Annotated in this window: 13 protein-coding genes; 7 read left to right on the top strand and 6 right to left on the bottom strand. The window is 67.2% G+C overall.

From position 1 onward, the window contains the following. Positions 1–98 precede the first annotated feature (98 nt). From V3B25_RS11060 to V3B25_RS11045, 4 genes are all read right to left on the bottom strand, one after another. Positions 99–989 (bottom strand): alpha/beta fold hydrolase, encoded by an 891-nt coding sequence (locus tag V3B25_RS11060; protein ID WP_329810670.1) that lies wholly within the window; start codon positions 987–989, stop codon positions 99–101. Between the two features lie 116 nt (positions 990–1,105). Continuing rightward, on the bottom strand, positions 1,106–2,122 hold the full coding sequence (locus V3B25_RS11055; protein ID WP_014035559.1) for a 3-oxoacyl-ACP synthase III: 1,017 nt from the start codon (positions 2,120–2,122) through the stop codon (positions 1,106–1,108). A gap of 103 nt (positions 2,123–2,225) precedes the next feature. Then, positions 2,226–2,543: a DUF4156 domain-containing protein gene (locus tag V3B25_RS11050; RefSeq protein ID WP_005407628.1), complete on the bottom strand. Its 318-nt coding sequence runs from the start codon at positions 2,541–2,543 to the stop codon at positions 2,226–2,228. 218 nt (positions 2,544–2,761) lie between these two features. After that, positions 2,762–5,611 carry a pitrilysin family protein gene (locus V3B25_RS11045; protein WP_032130144.1) on the bottom strand — a complete coding sequence of 950 codons (2,850 nt, stop codon included), beginning with the start codon at positions 5,609–5,611 and terminating at the stop codon, positions 2,762–2,764. A 415-nt stretch (positions 5,612–6,026) separates the two neighbouring features. Here V3B25_RS11045 and V3B25_RS11040 point away from each other — a divergent pair, with 415 nt between their 5' ends. Further along, positions 6,027–6,503 (top strand): hypothetical protein, encoded by a 477-nt coding sequence (locus tag V3B25_RS11040; protein ID WP_329810669.1) that lies wholly within the window; start codon positions 6,027–6,029, stop codon positions 6,501–6,503. 69 nt (positions 6,504–6,572) lie between these two features. After that, positions 6,573–7,052 carry a tRNA (cytidine(34)-2'-O)-methyltransferase gene (locus V3B25_RS11035; RefSeq protein WP_005407625.1) on the top strand — a complete coding sequence of 160 codons (480 nt, stop codon included), beginning with the start codon at positions 6,573–6,575 and terminating at the stop codon, positions 7,050–7,052. Positions 7,053–7,428: 376 nt separating this feature from the next. Here V3B25_RS11035 and V3B25_RS11030 read toward each other — a convergent pair whose 3' ends face one another. Further along, positions 7,429–8,592 carry an acyl-CoA dehydrogenase family protein gene (locus tag V3B25_RS11030; protein ID WP_134951103.1) on the bottom strand — a complete coding sequence of 388 codons (1,164 nt, stop codon included), beginning with the start codon at positions 8,590–8,592 and terminating at the stop codon, positions 7,429–7,431. A 315-nt stretch (positions 8,593–8,907) separates the two neighbouring features. Here V3B25_RS11030 and V3B25_RS11025 point away from each other — a divergent pair, with 315 nt between their 5' ends. Together V3B25_RS11025 and V3B25_RS11020 are read left to right on the top strand one after the other, a co-directional pair. Beyond that, positions 8,908–10,584: an electron transfer flavoprotein-ubiquinone oxidoreductase gene (locus V3B25_RS11025; RefSeq protein ID WP_201117835.1), complete on the top strand. Its 1,677-nt coding sequence runs from the start codon at positions 8,908–8,910 to the stop codon at positions 10,582–10,584. Positions 10,585–10,649: 65 nt separating this feature from the next. Continuing rightward, positions 10,650–11,051: a c-type cytochrome gene (locus V3B25_RS11020; RefSeq protein ID WP_049421100.1), complete on the top strand. Its 402-nt coding sequence runs from the start codon at positions 10,650–10,652 to the stop codon at positions 11,049–11,051. Here the strand turns inward: V3B25_RS11020 and V3B25_RS11015 are convergent. Next, positions 11,045–14,644 (bottom strand): transporter substrate-binding domain-containing protein, encoded by a 3,600-nt coding sequence (locus tag V3B25_RS11015; protein WP_329810668.1) that lies wholly within the window; start codon positions 14,642–14,644, stop codon positions 11,045–11,047. The genes V3B25_RS11020 and V3B25_RS11015 overlap by 7 nt on opposite strands. A gap of 75 nt (positions 14,645–14,719) precedes the next feature. Between V3B25_RS11015 and V3B25_RS11010 the strand changes: the two genes are divergently transcribed. The 3 genes from V3B25_RS11010 (at position 14,720) to V3B25_RS11000 (ending at position 18,610) form a co-directional block, all read left to right on the top strand. After that, the gene (locus tag V3B25_RS11010; protein WP_049421098.1) at positions 14,720–15,358 is read left to right on the top strand and encodes a response regulator transcription factor; all 639 of its coding nucleotides are present in this window, start codon (positions 14,720–14,722) and stop codon (positions 15,356–15,358) included. 378 nt (positions 15,359–15,736) lie between these two features. Then, positions 15,737–16,507 carry a hypothetical protein gene (locus tag V3B25_RS11005; protein ID WP_329810667.1) on the top strand — a complete coding sequence of 257 codons (771 nt, stop codon included), beginning with the start codon at positions 15,737–15,739 and terminating at the stop codon, positions 16,505–16,507. 111 nt (positions 16,508–16,618) lie between these two features. Further along, complete coding sequence (locus V3B25_RS11000; RefSeq protein WP_329810666.1) at positions 16,619–18,610, top strand: peptidoglycan-binding protein; 1,992 nt, start codon at positions 16,619–16,621, stop codon at positions 18,608–18,610. Positions 18,611–18,750 lie beyond the last annotated feature (140 nt).

Raw genomic sequence — 18,750 nt, 5'->3', positions numbered from 1 at the left:
CGCGCCCGCCCCCCCCCCCCCCCCCCCCCCCCCCGCCCCCCGCGCGCCCCGCCCCCCCCCCCCCCCCCCCCACTACCGGGATCCGCCCCGGGAACCGATCAGATCGGGTTCTTGTCCAGGAACGCGCGGATTTCCGGCACCAGCACTTCGTGCTTGTCTTCCAGCACGTAATGCCCGGCATCCTCGAAGGCATGCACCTGGGCCTGCGGCAGCGCGGCCTGGAAGCCCTTCAGGAAGTGGTGGTCGAACACGAAGTCGCGCAGGCCCCAGCCGAGGAAGGCCGGGCGGTCCGCGAACGACGGCAGCGCTTTGCCGGCACGCTCCAGCAGCGACCAGGCCTTGTCGGCCGGCGACAGCGGGATGTCCTGCATGAAACGGATGGTGCTGATGCGGTTGGCGTAGTTGTTGTACGGCGACACGTATGCGCGGCGCACATCGGCCGGCATCTTCCGCTCCACACCCAGCCACGAGGCACCGGACGAGAACGCGTTGAAGGTGCGGATGATCCACTCGCCGATCTTCCAGTGCCGGCCCAGCGCGATCTGCCACGGCATCTTCTTCGCTGCCGGCATCGGGAACGCGGCGGTGTTGAGCACCACCAGGCGCTTCACCTGGTCGTGGTGCGACAGCGCCCAGCCGAAGCCGATCATGCCGCCCCAGTCGTGCACGGCCAGTGTCACCGGACCGGTGATGCCCAGGTGCTTCAGCAGCGCATCAAGGTCGTCCACGCGCGACTGCAGCGTGTACTCGTAGCGGCTGTCATCGGGCTTGTCCGACAGGCCCATGCCGATGTGATCCGGCACGATGCAGCGGTACGTGTCCGACAGGCCGGCCACCAGCGTGCGCCAGTAATAGCTCCACGACGGGTTGCCGTGCACCATCACCACCACGTCGCCGTCGCGCGGGCCTTCGTCGAGATAGTTCATCGACAGGCCGGGGCGGACCTCGAAGCGCTGCGGGTGGGCGGGGTAACCGGGAAGCTGGGACATCGGATCGCACCTGTAGAAAGGGCCGGTAGAACCGGCCCTTGGACACTTGGAAGATCATCGCTGTCCGTCGCGAGCGATTGGCGAGGCAATCGCGCAGCAGGTCAGCGGTGACTTTTTTACCAGACCACTTCAGCCATCGAGCAGTTCAGGCCCGAGCCAATGCCCAGAAGCGCGATGCGATCGCCCTTCTTCAGCTTGCCCAGCTGCTTGAGCTTGCTCAGCACGATCGGCACCGAGGCCGGGCCGATGTTGCCGTGCTCGCCGAAGATGGTCATGACCTTCTTCGGGTCGATGCCGAAGTTCTTGATGAACGCAGCAGTGTGCGGCTGGCTGACCTGGTGGATCACGAACTGGTCCAGCTCTTCCACGGCCCAGCCCAAGGCGATCTTGGCGGCGGTGAAGGTCTTCTGGGCCAGCTTGATGCCTTCGATCAGCAGCAGGCGGGTGTCGGTGACCATGCGGTCCAGGTTGCCCAGGCACAGCTGGTTCCACTCGGTGGCCGAGCGGGTCACGCCGCCCTTGTAGCGCGGCGCATCCGGCACCAGCTCCGAGCGCGCCATCACCATCGCGGCGGCGCCCGAACCCGTGGTCAGGGCGGCCAGCTCGTTGCGGAAGTCGTCGGCGGTGACGTCCGGGGCGGTCATGCGCTCCAGGGTCTTCTCGTACACCAGGTTGGCGGTCTCGCCATCCACCACCAGCGCGTAGTCGATGTCGCCGCGCTCGATCATGCGCGCCGCGATATCCATGCCGTTGATGAAGGCCAGGCAGGCATTGGCGACGTCGAAGGTCATGCACTCGTCGCTGACGCCGAGGTTGCCCGACACGATGGAGGCCGTGGACGGCTCCAGGTAGTCGCGGCTGACCGAGGTGTTGACCAGCAGGCCAACCTGCGTTGCATCGATGCCCGCGTCTTCCAGCGCCTTGCGGCCGGCCATGGTGGCGGCATCGGACGCAAGCACGCCGTTGTCCCACAGGCGGCGGGCATGGATGCCGGCGATATCGCCGAGCACGTCGGTGCGGATACCGAGGCGATCCAACGTCGGCTGCAGCCGCTCGTTGATTTCCTTGGTCGTCAGCGTGTGCGGCGCATCAACGTGTGCCAGGCCGGCGATCGAGACATTCTTGAAGAGCATCGAGGTTAGCGCCAAGGCTCAGGCAAAAGGGGGCGCTATTCTATAACCCCCGGGGCCTTCACCGCATCTTTACGAATTCAGGCTTGGCCGTATGGTGAAGCGTTCAGCGCGGCGGGCACTGGAAAGCGGCGAAGCGCTGGCTGCCATCGGCCGGAGCGGCGGCGGCCTGTACGGCGTTGGCGCCTGCGCTCGGGGCCTCGTTGCGGGCCAGGGTTTCCAGCTCTTCCTGCACACGCAGCGGGTTGCGGTTGTAGAAGCCGACCTTGCTCTTCACGGTGACCACCACCTCGCCCTTGGCGATGCAGCCAGCGGGAACCGGGCCTGCCGGCAGCACGCGGGTCGCCTTGCCGGCCGGTTCGATCGGCACCCAGGTACAGGCGGTGACGGTGAGCAGCAGGGAGGAAAGCAGCAGAACGCGCATGGGCAGATCCTGGAAGGGTATGGGGGGATTCTGCCTGAACAGCCTGAATCGGGGGTAGCCGGTGGGTGGGTGGGGTCAGATCCCCCGCAGGGGAGCCTGACCCCGCCTTCGGGTCACGGAGTTGCCGGCCAGCGGCCGCCACTACCACGGCAAGGTTGCCGGCCAGCGGCCGGCACTACCCGGGGAGGCCTGCCCGCGGGGGCGGGCAGGCGCATCCCTTATTTCTTGACCGGATTGCCTTCGGCATCGATCACCGTCACCTCGCCCAGGTTCAGCGCGCGCACGGCCGCTTCGGTCTGCTTGAGGTCACCCACCACCACCCAGGTCAGCGCCTGCGGCTTGATCTCGGCGGCGGCCTGCTGCACCTGTGCCGGGGTCATCGCCTCGATCTCGGCCTTGCGGCGCAGCACGTAGTCATCCGGGCGCTTGAACTGCACGATCGAACCGATGGTCGACGCCACCGCGCTGGCGGTCTCATAGGCACCGGGCAGGCTCAGGGTCTGGATGTTGCGGATGCGGTTGACCTCGGCGGCGGTGGCCGGCTTGCTGCCGTCGGCGAACGCGGCGATTTCCTTGCGCATTTCCGCCATCGCCGGGCCGGTCTTGTCGATCTGCACCGGCGCGCTGGCCATCCACGGGCGCTGGCCCACCGAATTGATCGCGCTGCTGCGCGCACCGTACGACCAGTGCTTGTCCTCACGCAGGTTCATGTTCAGGCGCGAGGTGAAGTCGCCACCGATCACGCCGTTGGCAATATCGAAGCGGGTCGAGCTGGTGGCGCTGGACGGCGCGACCACCTGGCCGGCGAACAGGTTGGCCTGCACCGCGCCCGGCTGGTCGATCAGGAACACACGCGGGCCCTTCGGCAATGCGACGTCGGTCGCCGCCTTCACCTGCGGAGCATCGCCGGCAGCCTTCCAGTCGCCCAGCTGCTTGTCCAGCAGCGGCACGATTTCCGCCAGCGTGGTATCACCGACCACGATCAGGGTGCCGTTCTGCGGGCGCAGCCAGTCGTGGTGGAAATCAACCAGATCTTCGCGGGTCAGGCCGCTGATCGCCGCCTCATCGCCACTGCCGGTGAACGGAATGGCATACGGGTGGCCCTTGCCATACAGCAGTGGCGGCAGCACGCGCATCGCCACCGCACCCGGGTTGACCTTCTCCTGCTGGATGCCGGCGATCCAGGTCGCCTTGACCCGGTCGATCTCACCCTGCTCGAAGCGCGGCTCGCGCAGCAGGTCGCGGTACAGCGCCAGCGACGGTGCCAGGTTTTCCTTCAGTGCCGACAGGTCCACGCTCATCGAGTCCAGGCCGGCCGAGGCATCCAGGCTGGCGCCCAGCGCATCGGCAGCATCGGCGAAGGCCAGCGAGCCGAGCTTGCCGGCGCCTTCGGTCATCAGGCTCATGGTGAAGTTGGCGGTGCCCGGCTTGCGGCCCTGGTCGGCGCTGAAGCCGCCCGGGAACTGGTAGCTGAACTGCACCACCGGAATCTCGTGGCGTTCGGCCAGGATCACCTGGGTGCCGTTCTTCAGCGTGGCGCGCTGCAGCGCCGGGAACTTCAACTGCGGGAACTCGCGGGTCTGCGGCACGCCGGCCTTGCGGTCGACCTGCTCCGGCAGGGTGCTGTACTTGGGGTCCACCGCGGGAACGTTGAACGGCTTCGGCGCCTGGCTCGGGTCTTCCTTCAGCGCCACACGCTCACCCGGTGCGATCACCAGGGTGTGGCTGCCCTTGTCCAGCCACTGCGCGCCCAGCCGGCTCAGATCAGCAGCACTGGCCTTCTCGATGTTGGCCAGCGAGGTGCGGAAGCAGCCCGGGTCGCCGGTGAACACCGCGCACTCGGCCAGTGCGTCGGCCTTGCCACCGAAGCCGCCGATGCGCTCGATGCCGCGGATGAAGCCGGCGCGGGCACCGGTCTTGGCGCGCTCCAGCTCGGCCGCGGTGGGACCCTGCTTGATCAGGCGGTCCAGTTCCTCGTCGATGATCTTCTCGACCTTGGCCGGGTCCTGGCCCTGCTTGACCGTCGCCATGATCACGAAGTTCGAACCCAGCTGCGAGGTCGAAAGGCCCGAGGCGATGCTGTCCACCAGCTTGTCCTGGTGCTGCAGGCGCTGGCTCAGGCGCGAGGACTTGGCACCGCCCAGGACCTGCGCGAACAGCTGCAGCTGATCGACATCGGTGGTGCCGACCTGCGGCACGTTCCAGGCGCGGTAGATGCGCGCCTGCGGCACCTTGTCGGTCATCGTCTCGCGCGTGTCGGCGTTGCGCTTGGCCACGTTCACGGCCGGCTGCGCCATGGTCGGGCCAGCCGGGATGCTGCCGAAGTACTTGCCGACCTTTTCCTTGGCAGTGGCCAGGTCGATGTCGCCGGCCAGCACCAGCACCGCATTGTTCGGGCCGTACCAGGTGCGGAACCAGGTCTTCACGTCATCCAGCGACGCCGCGTTCAGATCGTTCATCGAACCGATCACGCCGTGGTGATACGGGTGGCCTACCGGGTACAGCGCCTTGTTGAGCTGGTCCCAGGCCTGACCGTAGGGCTGGTTCTCGCCCTGGCGCTTCTCGTTCTGCACCACGCCACGCTGCTCGTCCAGCGCCGCCTGGTCGATCGCACCGACCAGATGGCCCATGCGGTCCGACTCCATCCACAGCGCCATGTCCAGCGCGGTGGTGGGCACGTTCTCGAAGTAGTTGGTGCGGTCGGTATTGGTGGTGCCGTTCTGGTTGGTGGCACCGACCTGCTTGAACGGTTCGAAGAATTCGCCGTCGTGGTTTTCGCTGCCCTGGAACATCAGGTGTTCGAACAGGTGCGCGAAGCCGGTACGGCCGGCCGGTTCGTCCTTGCTGCCCACGTGGTACCAGACATTGACGGCGACGATCGGCGCCTTGCGATCGGTATGCACGATCACGCGCAGGCCGTTGGGCAGGGTGAACTGCTCATACGGGATATCGACCTTGGCCGGTGCGGCCGGCTTGGCCGCCAGCGCATGGGAAGGCACAAGCGTGCCCAGGGCGGTGCTGAGGGCGACGGCCAGCAGTGCAGCGCGCGGGCGAAGGGCGAGAGACATATCCGGATCCTTGGTCACATAGGTGAACCCCGATCCTAGCCTGCGCACGCAGCGGCAGGAATCGGCCAGCAGTCACTGGGGGTGTTTGCCCCTGTGCCCCATCCGCAGCGCCGATCTGCGCTGCCCGACCGGTCACAAGCGCCCGCCAGGACCGTCCGGACAGTGTCCGCAGCACATCGAATGGACAGGTGTCCGCCTACCGGACACTTCTCTGCCAAACAAAAACTCTTGCAAATCAATAACTAAAAGTTGGCACGTGGATTGCTTGGTACTTCCTGCGCCAGGAAGGGCTTCAGACAAAAGCTGACTGAAGACTGAACAAATGCAGGAAATAGAAAATTTCTCTTGCATGCCCAGAATTGGTGTACTACCTTACTACCACACCACTGCTCACCAACACTAAACAGGCCCCGTCATGAACGCCAAGACCATTGCCATCGCCATCGCCCTGATCGCCGGCACCGCGGTTGTTTCGTCGGTGCAGGCCTCCGAATCCATCAAGACCCTGTCCACCGTGCAGGTTCGCCCGGCCGCCGACCAGCTGGCCCAGCAGGCCTGGGAACAGGCCAGCGGCATCCCGACCCTGGCCACCGTGGAAGTGCGCCCGAGCGCCGACCAGCTGGCCGAGCGCAACGACTACGTTGCAGCCCCGGTTGCTGCCGCGATGCCGATCACCACCCTGGCCTCGGTGGAAGTGCGCCCGAGCCTGGAACAGCGCGTCGCCCTGGCCGCCGAAATGGAAGCCCAGCGCTACGCCGCCACCCTGGCTGCTGCCGCCACCAACGTCGCCAACTCGGTCATCGTCAACCTGCCGGCCCTGCAGGTGCGCCCGAGCGCCGCCGACCTGCAGGCCCTGGCCACCGAAACCGCCCAGGTCCTGCTGCGCCCGTAAGCGGTGCCGCCCTGCCCAGCGCAGGGCGTGCGCCGTAAAGGCGGCGGTCGTCGCAGGTACACTGCGCCGATGAATGCCGCGCCCCAGTTCCATGTGATCCTGTTCCAACCGGAAATCCCGCCCAACACGGGCAATGTGATCCGGCTCTGCGCCAACACCGGCGCGCAGCTGCACCTGGTCGAGCCGCTCGGCTTCGCACTGGAAGACAAGCAGCTCAAGCGCGCCGGCCTGGACTACCACGAATACTCGCGCCTGCAGGTGCACCCCGACCTGGACACCGCGCTGGCGCGGATCGCACCGAAGCGCTTGTTTGCCCTGAGTACGCGTGCCAGCGTGCGCTACGACAGCGTGGCCTTTGAAGATGGTGATGCCTTCCTGTTCGGCCCGGAAAGCCGCGGCCTGCCGCAGGACGTGCTCGATGCCTTGCCCGATGGCCGCCGCCTGCGCCTGCCGATGCGGCCGGACAACCGCAGCCTCAATCTTTCCAACACCGTTGCGGTGGTGATGTACGAAGCGTGGCGGCAGCACGGGTTTGCGGGCGGCGCGTAACGCCACGCGTCTCTCTTCTGCCTGGTCGTTGCTGTGGCGGGCGCATGCGTTCATGGGCGTTACTTTTCTTTCCGCGCGGAAAGAAAAGTAACCAAAAGAAACGCGCCGCCATCCGCGAGCCGGTGCTGCGCACCGGTGCCCTGCGCTCCTCGGCCCGCCGGGGGACGGCGCGGAACTCGCTGCGCTCAGACACCCGCGCCTCTTCGCCCCCGCCGGACCTGCGGTGCTCGGCTCGCTTCAAGGCGGACCCAACAGCCGCGCGGTACAGGCTGTCCTTGAACCCATCTCGGTACGGTGCGCGGTTCGGTACACCGATCGCTCGCCTGCGAATACGCTACTGGGCAATGCCGGCCAGCGGCCGGCACTACCGGTGCACTCAGAACGCGCTGATGCCGGTCAGCTCGCGGCCGATCACCAGCTGGTGCACGGTCTCGGTGCCTTCATAGGTGATCACCGATTCCAGGTTCAGCGCGTGCCGGATCGCCACGTGCTCGGTGGTGATACCAGCGCCGCCCAGCAGATCGCGACACTCGCGGGCGATGTCGATGGCCATGCGGCAGTTGTTCCACTTGGCCAGGCTGACCTGCTGCGGCTGCAGCTGGCCAGCTTCCTTCAGGCGGCCCAGCTGCAGCGCCAGCAGCTGCGCGGTGGTGATGCGGCGGGCCATTTCGGCCAGCTTGATCTGCGCGCTCTGCGTGGCCGCCAGCGGGCGACCGAACAGCACGCGTTCCTTGGCATAGCCCAGCGCTTCATCCAGGCAGGCAATGGCCGCTCCGATCGGGCCCCAGCTGATGCCGTAGCGGGCCTGGGTCAGGCAACCCAGCGGGCCCTTCAGGCCCTTCACGTTCGGCAGGCGGTGGCTGTCGGGCACGCGCACGTCGTCGAAGAACAACGCGCCGGTCAGCGACGCGCGCAGGCTCATCTTGTGCTTGATCTCCTGCGTGGTGAAGCCGGCCATGCCCTTTTCCAGCACGAAGCCCTGGATGCCGTCCTCGGTCTGCGCCCAGACGATGGCCAGATCGGCCACCGGGCCGCTGGTGATCCACATCTTGCTGCCGCTGATGCGCCAGTCGCTGCCGTCGCGCACCGCGCGGGTCTTCATGCTGGCCGGATCGGAACCGCCGTGTGCCTCGGTCAGGCCGAAGCAGCCGATCAGCTCACCGCGCGCCATCGCCGGCAACCACTGCTGGCGTTGCTCCTCGCTGCCGTAGGCATAGATCGGGTACATGCACAGCGAGCTCTGCACCGAGACGAAGCTGCGCAGGCCCGAATCGCCGCGCTCCAGCTCCTGGCAGATCAGGCCATAGCTGACCGCACCGAGGTCGCCGCCACCGTATTCGGCCGGCAGGGTGGCACCGAGCAGGCCCAGCGCGGCGATCTCCGGCACCAGCTCTGAAGGGAAGCGGGCCTGGTCGAAGGCATCGCCGATGATCGGCAGCACGCGCTCGTTGGTGAAGCGGGCGACGCTCTCCTGCACCGCGCGCTCTTCCTCGTTGAGCAGGGAACGGACATCGAACAGATCGTACGGATGCAAAGCCATGGCACTCACGCGCAGTCAGGACCCGGCCATTGTCGGTCATCCGCAAGCATCGCGTCTGGCAGGTGTGGACCTTGGTCCACACGGAAGCGGGTCCGGGCGGTGAAACAATGTGCCAACCAAGGTTGGCACCTACCCGGCCACGTGCATTACGCTGCACCGCAGCAATCATGACGTGAACATCGTCGATCTAGCTCGATCACGCGCGGCCCGGTACCCTGACACATTCAAACAACCGTTTCGCTCGTGGCTGCACGCGCGATTCCCAGGCACCGCCGGTGGCCCCGATGCCGGCCCTACCCACGAGTCATGCAATCGATGAGCGCTGAAGCCAACGCCCTGCCCCCGCGTGAAGTAATGGAGTTCGACGTGGTGATCGTCGGCGCCGGCCCCGCCGGCCTGGCCACCGCGATCCGCCTGCGCCAGCGCGCGATCGAAGCCGGCCGCGACCTGTCGGTGTGCGTGCTGGAGAAGGGCTCCGAACCGGGCGCGCACGTGCTGTCCGGCGCCGTGATGGATCCGCGCGCACTGACCGAACTGTTCCCGGACTGGGCCGAGCGCGGCGCACCGCTGAAGCAGAAGGTCACCCGCGACGAATTCCTGTTCCTCAGCGAAACCGGCGCACGCGGCACGCCCAATGCGCTGCTGCCGGAGTGCTTCCACAACGAAGGCAACTACATCATCAGCCTGGGTGAAGTGACCCGCTGGCTGGCGCAGCAGGCCGAAGCGCTGGAAGTGGCGATCTTCCCCGGCTTCGCCGCAGCCGAGGTGCTGTACGGCGACAACGGTGAAGTGATCGGCGTGGCCACCGGCGACATGGGCATCGAGAAGGACGGCAGCATCGGCCCGGCCTTCGAACGCGGCATGGCGCTGCAGGCCAAGTACACGATCTTCGCCGAAGGCGCACGCGGGCACCTCGGCCGCCAGCTGATCGCGCGCTACAAGCTCGATGAAGGCAAGGACCCGCAGGCCTACGGCATCGGCATCAAGGAACTGTGGCAGATCGACCCGGCCAGGCATGAGCCGGGCCTGGTGGTGCACGCCGCCGGCTGGCCGCTGGACAGCGACACCTACGGTGGTGCGTTCCTGTACCACGCCGACGGCGGCAAGGTCGCCATCGGTTATGTGGTTGGCCTGGACTACAGGAACCCGTGGCTGAGCCCGTTCGAAGAGTTCCAGCGCTTCAAGACCCATCCGTCCATCCGCAAGCACCTGGAGGGTGGCACCCGCATCGGTTACGGCGCGCGTGCGATCACCGCCGGTGGCCTGCTGTCGCTGCCCAAGACCGTGTTCCCCGGTGGCGCGCTGGTCGGCTGCGAGGCCGGCTACCTCAACGCCAGCCGCATCAAGGGCAGCCATGCCGCGATCAAGACCGGCATGCTGTGCGCCGATGCCGCGTTCGACGCGCTGGCCGCCGACCGCCAGCACGATGAACTGAGCGCCTACCCGAAGGCGTTCGAAGCCAGCTGGCTGTTCACCGAACTGCAGCAGGCCAAGAACTTCAAGCAGTGGTTCAAGAAGGGCCAGACCGTGGCCACGCTGATGACCGGCGTGGAGCAGTGGCTGCTGCCAAAGCTGGGCGTGCGCAATCCGCCGTGGACCCTGCACCGCACGCAGCCGGATCACGTCTGCCTGGAGCCGGCGGCCAAGCACACCCGCATCGCCTACCCGAAGCCGGATGGCGTGCTGACCTTCGACCGTCTCAGCTCGGTGTTCCTCAGCAGCACCAACCACGACGAGAACCAGCCCAGCCACCTGACGCTGAAGGACCCCAGCATTCCGGTGAAGGTGAACCTGGCCGAGTACGCCGGCCCGGAAGCCCGCTACTGCCCGGCGGGTGTGTACGAGTTCGTCGGTGAAGCCGACAACGCGCGCCTGCAGATCAACGCGCAGAACTGCGTGCACTGCAAGACCTGCGACATCAAGGACCCGACCCAGAACATCGTCTGGGTGACCCCGCAGGGCGGTGGCGGCCCGAACTATTCGGGCATGTGATTGCTCCGGGCTGCGACCGCGTGTCGCAGCCCACCTGCCCCGCTGCGTCGCTATCCTGCCCGCCCATGCGTGCCTTCCGCCTGCTCATCACCATTGCTTTGGCCCTGGCGGCCACGGCCTGCCAGCGTCCGCCTGCGGCACCGGCCACGCCGGAACAGGCGCAGCAGCAGGCCATGCAGCGCGCGTTCGAGCTGTGCGCCGGCTGCCACACCGTGCAACCTGGTGGCATCCACCGCTTCGGACCCAATCTGCACGGCGTGATCGGCCGCCGCGCTGGCAGCCTGCCGGACTATGGCTATTCCGACGGCATGCGCCGCGCCGATATCACCTGGACCGCGCAGACCCTGGATGCGTTCCTGCAGTCGCCCACCCACGTGGTGCCCGGCACGCGCATGTACAACGCCTTCCCCAGCGCCGAACGCCGCGCACTGGTGATCGCCTACCTGCAGCAGCAGTCGGCTCAGTGAGCCAGGCGCTGCAGCTGTCGCTGCAGCCGTGCCACAAATTCCGCCACCGCCGCGAACAACGGCGCCACATCGGTTTCCGCCGCATCCTGCAGACGCTCCACCAACGCATTGGCCTGCCCGGCCAGCACTGTCGCTCCCACCGCGCCCAACCCACCGGCCTGACGATGCAGGTGCAGTGCGGCCGCCTCGCGATCTCCAGCCTGCAGCGCGTGCTTCACGGCGGCAAGATCGCCCTCGCTGGCCTGCAACAGGCTGTCGCGCAGCTGCTCGGCCACCGCACGTGAGCCGAAGCGCCGCTGCAGGCTGTCCAGATCGGGCAGCGTCCCAGCATCGTCGACGGCGGACCCGGCCTGCGGCTCCTCGAACGACTGTCCCTGCGCCTGCGGCAACCAGCGCAGCAGTGCGGTACGCAGCGTGGCCAGTGACAGCGGCTTGGCCAGCACTTCGTCCATGCCGGCCTCGCGGCAGCGCCGTGCATCGTCATCCAGCACACTGGCGGTCAGCGCCAGCACGGTCAGCCGCGGCTGGCCGTTGCGGCCCTCGCGTTCGCGCAGCAGGCGGGTGAAACCGAAGCCATCGAGCACCGGCATCCGGCAGTCGGTGATCACCAGATCGAAACTCTCCGACGACAGCCGGTCCAAGCCCTGCTGGCCGTCACCGACCATCACATGCGGCACCCCCAGCTGCTGCAGTCGCCAGGCCATCATCGCCTGGTTGGTCGGGTGGTCTTCGATCACCAGCACCCGCGCCTGGCGCAGCGCCGGCGGCAGCAGCGAGGCCTGTTCCTGCTCGGCGACCAGCGCTTCCACATCACCGCTGCCGGCTTCCACCAGCGACAGCCGCACCTCGGCGCGGGTCCCTTCGCCCAGCGTGCTGTGCAGCTCCAGCTCGCCGTCCATCATCTGCACTAGGCGCTGGCAGATGCTCAGGCCCAGGCCGGTACCCCCATGGTCGCGCTGGATGTAGGCACCGGCCTGGGTGAACGGCGCAAACAGGTGCTGCAACTGTTCCGGCGCGATGCCGATGCCGGTGTCGGTGACGCTCAGGCACAGCGGCTGGCTGCCGTCTTCGGCGGTCGGCCCCAGCACGTCCAGCTGCAGCCGCACTTCGCCGCGCACGGTGAACTTGATGGCGTTGCTGAGCAGGTTGAACACGATCTGGCGCAGGCGCACGCCATCCACTTCGTGCGCGGCCGCCAGCTGCGGGTCGATCTGCACGTGCAGGTCCAGCCCACGTGCACTGGCCTGCGCCGACAACAACCGGCACACGCTTTCCAGCAATGGCCGCAGCGGCTGCGGCACCGGTTCCAGGCGCAGCGCGCCGGCCTCAAGCCGCGAGTAGTCAAGAATATCGTCGAGGATCTGCCGCAGCATCTGCGCCGAATCCTCGATCACCCCGAGGATGCGCTGCTGCTCGGCATCCAGCGGCGAATGCGCCAGCACTTCCAGCATGCCCAGCACGCCACTCATCGGCGTTCGGATTTCATGGCTCATGGTCGCCAGGAAACGCGACTTCGCCTCCGCCGCCTGTTCGGCGTCAGCCTTGGCCGCAGTCAGGGCCTCGGCCTGTGCACGCGCCTCGCTGACATCCACCCAGTATCCACTCCAGGTGACCACGCCCGCTTCCGCCGCATAGGGATGGGCCTGGCTGCGCACCCAGCGCGCGCCGGTGCCTTCAGGTCGCAGCCGGAACTCGAGAACAAGCGGTGCGAACTGGCGCGCCGCCTGCTCGACCGCATGCAGGATGTGCTCGCGGTCGTCTTCCTCGATGCGCTCCAGCAGGCACATTGCATCCTGTTCGGCCTGCTGCCGGCTGATCCCGAACAACGCCTGCAGGTCACCGGCAATGAACGGGAAGCTGAGGGTTCCATCTGCCGCGCGGCGAGCCTGATAGACCACGGCGGGCAGGTTGTCGGTGACTTCGGCCAGGCGCTGTTCCAGGTGACGCCGTCCGGCCACCTCGCGGCGCAGCCGCCAATGCCCGATGGCGTGCACCAGCAGCGCGGTGAGCAGCACCAGCAGCAGCGGCACGCCCCAGCGCATCGCGCTGTTCCAGTCCAGGCCGTTGCGGTACTCGACGGCCAGCCAGTCCCCGCGCAGGGCCTCGCGCTTGCGCGGCGTCATCTGCAGCAGCAGGCGGTCGAAGGTGGTGGCCAGGGCGGCATGGCGGCGCTCAACCGCCAGCACCAGCTGATCGTTGAAACCTGCCGGTGCCGCCACCTGCAGGCGCCCCGGGAAGCGGTTGCGCAGCAGATGGTCAACCAGTGCCAGGTTGCCTACGTAGGCATCGGCGTCGCCATTGATCAGGCGCTGCAGGGCCTGTTCCGCGCTGCGTGCCGCGATGATCCGCGCCTGCGGCGCCTGCTGCAGCACATAGCCACGCACACGTTCCGGATCGGACAGCAGCACCCGCTTGCCCTGCAGGTCGGACAGGCCCAGCAACGCCGGGCTGTCACTCCGGCTGACGATCACGTTCGGCACGCTGATGAAGGGCTGGCTGAACACCCAGTCCGGGCCCAGGTAGCGAGAATCGGCAGGAATGCCCATCACCGCCTGCAGCTCGCCGCGGCGCGCCTTCTCGCGCACCTCGTACCAGTCATGGCTGTTTTCCACCTGCAGGTTGGCGCCAGCCTGCAGCAGGCGCCGCAGGTATTCGCTGGCCAGGCCACTGGGTTTGCCATCCTGGTCCGCGAACGACAGCGGCGCCGCGTTCGGCGCGAAGCCGATCTTCAACGGCTGCTCCAATACCCGTTTCTCGGCCTGGCTCAACGCCAGCTGTGCCGATGCCGACCACTGCGGAGGTGGCAGCCAGCGCTGCACCAGCGCATCGCGCTGGGCCTGGCTGGTCGCAGCCAGTGCCAGGTCCAATGCTTCGGCCAACGGCTGCTTGCTGTTGGGAACACCGAAGTGCAGCCGTTCGGGCGGCAGATCGCTGGGACGCAGCAGCACGACCCCCTGCAGGTCCTCGCGTGCGATCAGTTCGGTGGCCACGTAGGCATTGCCGATGTAAACGTCGGCCTTGTCGTCTCTGACCATCTCCAGCGCCGCCAACGAGCTGTTTGCGACAAGCTGTCGTGCCCGGGGAAAGCGCGCCCGCACCTGCGGGCCGGTCAGGAAGTCCTGCTCGATCACCACCCGCAGTCCATCCAGGTCGGGGATATCGGAGGCACGCAGGTCATCCGGGCGTCCCACCAGGGCCAGCGCTGCCTCGCCATAGGCGGCGGTGTAGACCATGCAGCGGGTGCGGTCGGCACTGAGACCGACATTCATCACTACATCGATCTCGCCACGACATGCCGCATCCAGCACGGATGTCCAGTCGGGATAGCGTCGTGCCTCCACCTTCACGCCCAGCTGACGGGCGATAAGCGACAGATAATCCGGCCCCAGCCCGATCTGCCGACCATCACGGAGGGACTCGAACGGCGGCCAGCCGCTGTCATACTGGCCCACAACGATGCTTGGATGCGCGGCCAGGTACTCGCGCTGCAGGGGAGTGAGCGGCAGCAGTCCTGGCACGGCCTGTACCGGTGCGGCAGGCAGCACCAGCACGGCCAGCAGCAGGACCAGCCCGCGAACAGCCCAGCTACGCATCGGCGTCGATCTCCTAGAATCCTGCCAGGAACCGCGATGGTCGCGGTCCGGCGTGCCCGGTGGCCATACTAGAGCATGAGCTTGCGCATCATCATCGCAGACGACCACCCGGTGGTCCGTATCGGTACCCGTGCCGTCATCGAATCGAGCGGGGTGGGCCGCGTGGTCGGCGAAGCCGACAGCGCGCAGGCGCTGATGGCCCTGCTCGGCAGCCAACCCTGTGACCTGCTGGTCACCGACTACTCCATGCCGGGCAGTCCCCAGGCCGACGGCTTCGCCATGATCGGCATGATCCGCCGCCGTTATCCCGACCTGCCGGTGCTGATGCTCAGTGTCTCCAACAACCTGGCGATCCTGCGCATGGTGCTCGACAGCGGCGTGCTCGGCCTGGTCGACAAGAGTTCGTCGATGGACGAACTGCCACAGGCCATCCAGGCGGTCTACCGGGGCCAGCCCTACATCAGCCGCAGCCTTCGCGAGCGGGTCGAGGCCGCTGGCAGCTGGCGCATGCGCGAGGGCGACGGCAAGCCACTGTCGCCACGCGAGGTGGAGGTGCTGCGGCTGCTGGGCACCGGCATGACCGTGAAGGAAATCTCGCTGCAGCTGCACAAGAGCGTCAGTACCATCAGCCGGCAGAAGGGTGACGCCATGCTCAAACTGGGCCTCAAGGGCGACGCCGAGCTGTTCGATTACCTGCGCGACGGCAAGATCTGAGAGCCAGATCACACAAGAAGGGCAGCTGCCATCGCCCTCTTTGACCGGCCGCCGATCTGTGCCAAGATGGTCCGGCATGAGTTCTCAATGCGAGGTCGAAGGAATCGACCGGCTCATGTCCTCGCTCCCGTCCCTGGTGGACGTGGCGCGGTTTCCTGCCGGCCGTCTGGCCCGGCAACGCTGACCATGGAGAGGCGCATGCATCATCCCCCCAAGCTACGTTGGACCCTGCCGTTGCGGCCTCTGCGCGCATTCGCGGCGTGCCTGCTCGTCTCTCTTTCCGCTGCCGCCTGCAGCGCCGCCGATCCGGCCCCCTCGTCCTCCCAGCCCGGCGCCTCTGCGCAGGCTGCCAATGCGCCCCGACAGGATGTTGCCCCGATGCAGACCCCCACCCCCGATGCCGCCACCACCCCGCCCGACGCGCCGACCGTGATGTATTTCACCTACCAGGTGGACGGCGATGGCGCGACCTCCTATGAGGTCCAGAACGGCAGCGTGGCGACCTTCTGGTTCGGCCACACCTTCACTCTCGATGGCACCACGTACTACACGGGTTTCTCCTGGGATACCCGCGAGCACTACGGCAAGCCGGGCGAGCAGACGCCGGCCGGTCCGGATGACCGCGCCAACCTTGCCGAGGCCACCTTCATGCTGGCCGGCACCGACGCCAGGAAGCCATGGAAGTTCCGTGGCCAGGAATGGACCATCGGCGCACTGGGCGCGTACGACAAGGCCGACGATGTCGATACCCGGCGCAAGCCGCTTGAACATCGCACGGCCGATGGTCGCCTGCTGCTGGCGGTGCCGACCAGCAGCTTCGACCGCGGCATCAGCAGCACCGGCTATGCGCTGCTGCTGTTCAACCCCAGGCGCAGCGAAGACGACGTGGACAGCAAGGTCTGGCGCTATGTCGGTTCAGTGCGCACGGGTGAGGACAACAGTGCCGCCTGCGACGACGGCAACGTGATGCCCTGCACCGACAGCGATGGCGAACTGGCCTTCGCTGCCGACGGCAACGGCCTGCCGCGACTGACCGTGACCTTCAAGGGCACCACCATCGAAGGCCCCGGCAAGACCCGCGCACTGGGTGCCGGCGACGCCGTGCACTACACCTTCGACAGCGCGACCCAGCAGTACGTCGCGCCCTGATAGCACCCGCCACGCGCGGGTTCCCTGTTGACCGACATGTTCTTGACTCACGGATGAGTCCGGTTGGCGATTCGCGGCACGCGCCGCTCCATCAACCCCGAGGAAAACGTCATGGCACAGCATGACTACAGCAGAAAGGAAGTCCTGGACATCGTCGAGCAGGTCGCCAGGCAGAAGGGCATCCCTGTGGATGACTTCATGCGCTTCGCGCACATCGAGACCGGCGGCACCTTCAACGAGCGCGCCCACAACACCTCATCCGGCGCCAAGGGCCTGTTCCAGTTCGTGCCCGGCTCCGCGCGCCAGTACCACCTGACCGGCCACGAGTTCGACCCCACCCGCAACACCGAAGCGGCCGCGCAGATGTACCAGGACAACCTGGACTCGATGGCGCGCCGCAACGAGCGCACCGGCAACCCGTACCTGTCCGGGGGCAACACGCCCACCGGACTGGACCTGTACCTGGCCCACCAGCAGGGCAGCGCCGGCTACGGCTCGGTGCAGACTGCCATTGCCACCGGCACCTTCGGTGTGGTCCGCAACAGCCACGGCGACGAGATCAACATGCGCCGCAACGTGCTGAACCAGATCGGCTCCGACGCGAAGGCGCTGACCGGCCACACCCTGGCCGAGATGCGCAGGATGAACGACGGCGACCTGGCGCGGACGTTCTCCAGCTATTACATCCACAAGTACGCAGCGATCAGCATTCCGGAAAAGAACATCGAACCGCAGGCGGTAGTACAGGGCCAGGGCCAGACCCCGGCAGCACCTGCGCAGGCCAGCGCAGCCGTGGCGGCGGGTGCAGCCACGCTGGCGGCAACCGCAACGGCAGCTGCCACACCGAAGCCAGGCATTGAACTGCAGGCCGCCTACGAGGCCGGCGTGAAGTACGACGACGTCAAGTACGCCATCAACATTCCGGGCCACGCACTGTACGTACCGGGCAAGACCGGCAAGAACGTGGAGCAGGGTTACATCGACTGTTCCGGCTGGGTCGGCACGCTGCAGAACCGGACCATGGACGAGATCAACCAGAAGGCCGGGCACGCGGTGTTCAGCAAGGCTGATCGCATCGACCTGGGCAACCTCGGTTCCGGTGGGATCGTGCGCAAGGCGTTCGACCAGTCCGGCGTGCTGCTGGACCGCGACGCGATCCTGAAGCCCGATGCGCTGAAGGAAGGCATGATCATCGGCCTGGATACGGCCAGGACCCGCCATGAGCACTGGAACGGCATCGACCACATCGTGATGGTGGTGCGCGACCCCAACACCGACAAGCTGCTGATCAGCCAGTCCACCGGCAGCAAGGGCGTGCACACCATGCCGGTCGAGGACTACCTCAAGCAGGTGAAGGACCACCCGAACTGGAAGCTGTACGCCTCCGATCCGCTGTCCAAGGCGCGCGACCTGCTGGAAAACCGCACCCAGTCGCACGAGCAGAGCCAGGGCAAGCCTGCGGCCGAGCACAAGGCCGCTGCCACGCCGCACGCCGAACTGTACAAGCAGGGCGCGCACAGCGAGGGCGTGCGCAAGGTGCAGGAGCAGCTGGGCCACCTGGGCTACGTCGGCGCCGACGGCAAGCCGCTGGTCGAAGATGGCCGCTTCGGCCGCAACACCGACGCGGCAGTGCGCCAGCTGCAGAAGGACAACGGCCTGGTGGTCGACGGCATTGTCGGGGCGAAGACCCTGGAGGCAATCAAGGACGCACGCGAACGGCCGTTGCTGAACGACGAGCGGCACCCGCGCAATCCGTTGTTCATCCAGGCCAGCAAGGGTCTGGAACTGCTGCCGGCCGGGACCTTCAAGGACCGCCACACGCTGGAAAGCGCTGCTGCGGCTTTGACCAAGGAGGCGCATGCCGCCGGCCTGCAGCGCATCGACTCGGTGGTGCCCAGCCCGAACGGTGAGCGCCTGTTCGCCGTGCAGGGCACCATCGGCGACCCGGCCGCCAGCCGCGTGGCGGTGGAGACCCGTGCCGCCAGCGAGCAGAGCCTGGCGCTCAGCAGCGGTGCCGTGCAGGGCGCGCCGAACGTGCTGCATCAGCAGCAGGACGCCCAGCAGGAGCAGGCCCGGCAGGCCCAGAAGGCGATGGGCGTCTAAGCCCGCGGCGCCTTGGGAGAGAAGGGAGGGCCACGTCCGCGTGGCCTTTTCCCTTTCTGCCAGCTGAGCGGCCGGGGCCGCTTTCAGCCTTGCTTCATGCCGCCTGCCGCTAGATGAATGCGCAAGCCGCGCGGTGGACC

Source organism: Stenotrophomonas sp. SMYL8 (genome assembly GCF_036320065.1).
Taxonomy (GTDB): Bacteria; Pseudomonadota; Gammaproteobacteria; order Xanthomonadales; family Xanthomonadaceae; genus Stenotrophomonas; species Stenotrophomonas maltophilia_A.
Note: the sequence above shows the minus strand (reverse complement) of the source record. Positions and strands in the feature narration are given on the sequence as shown.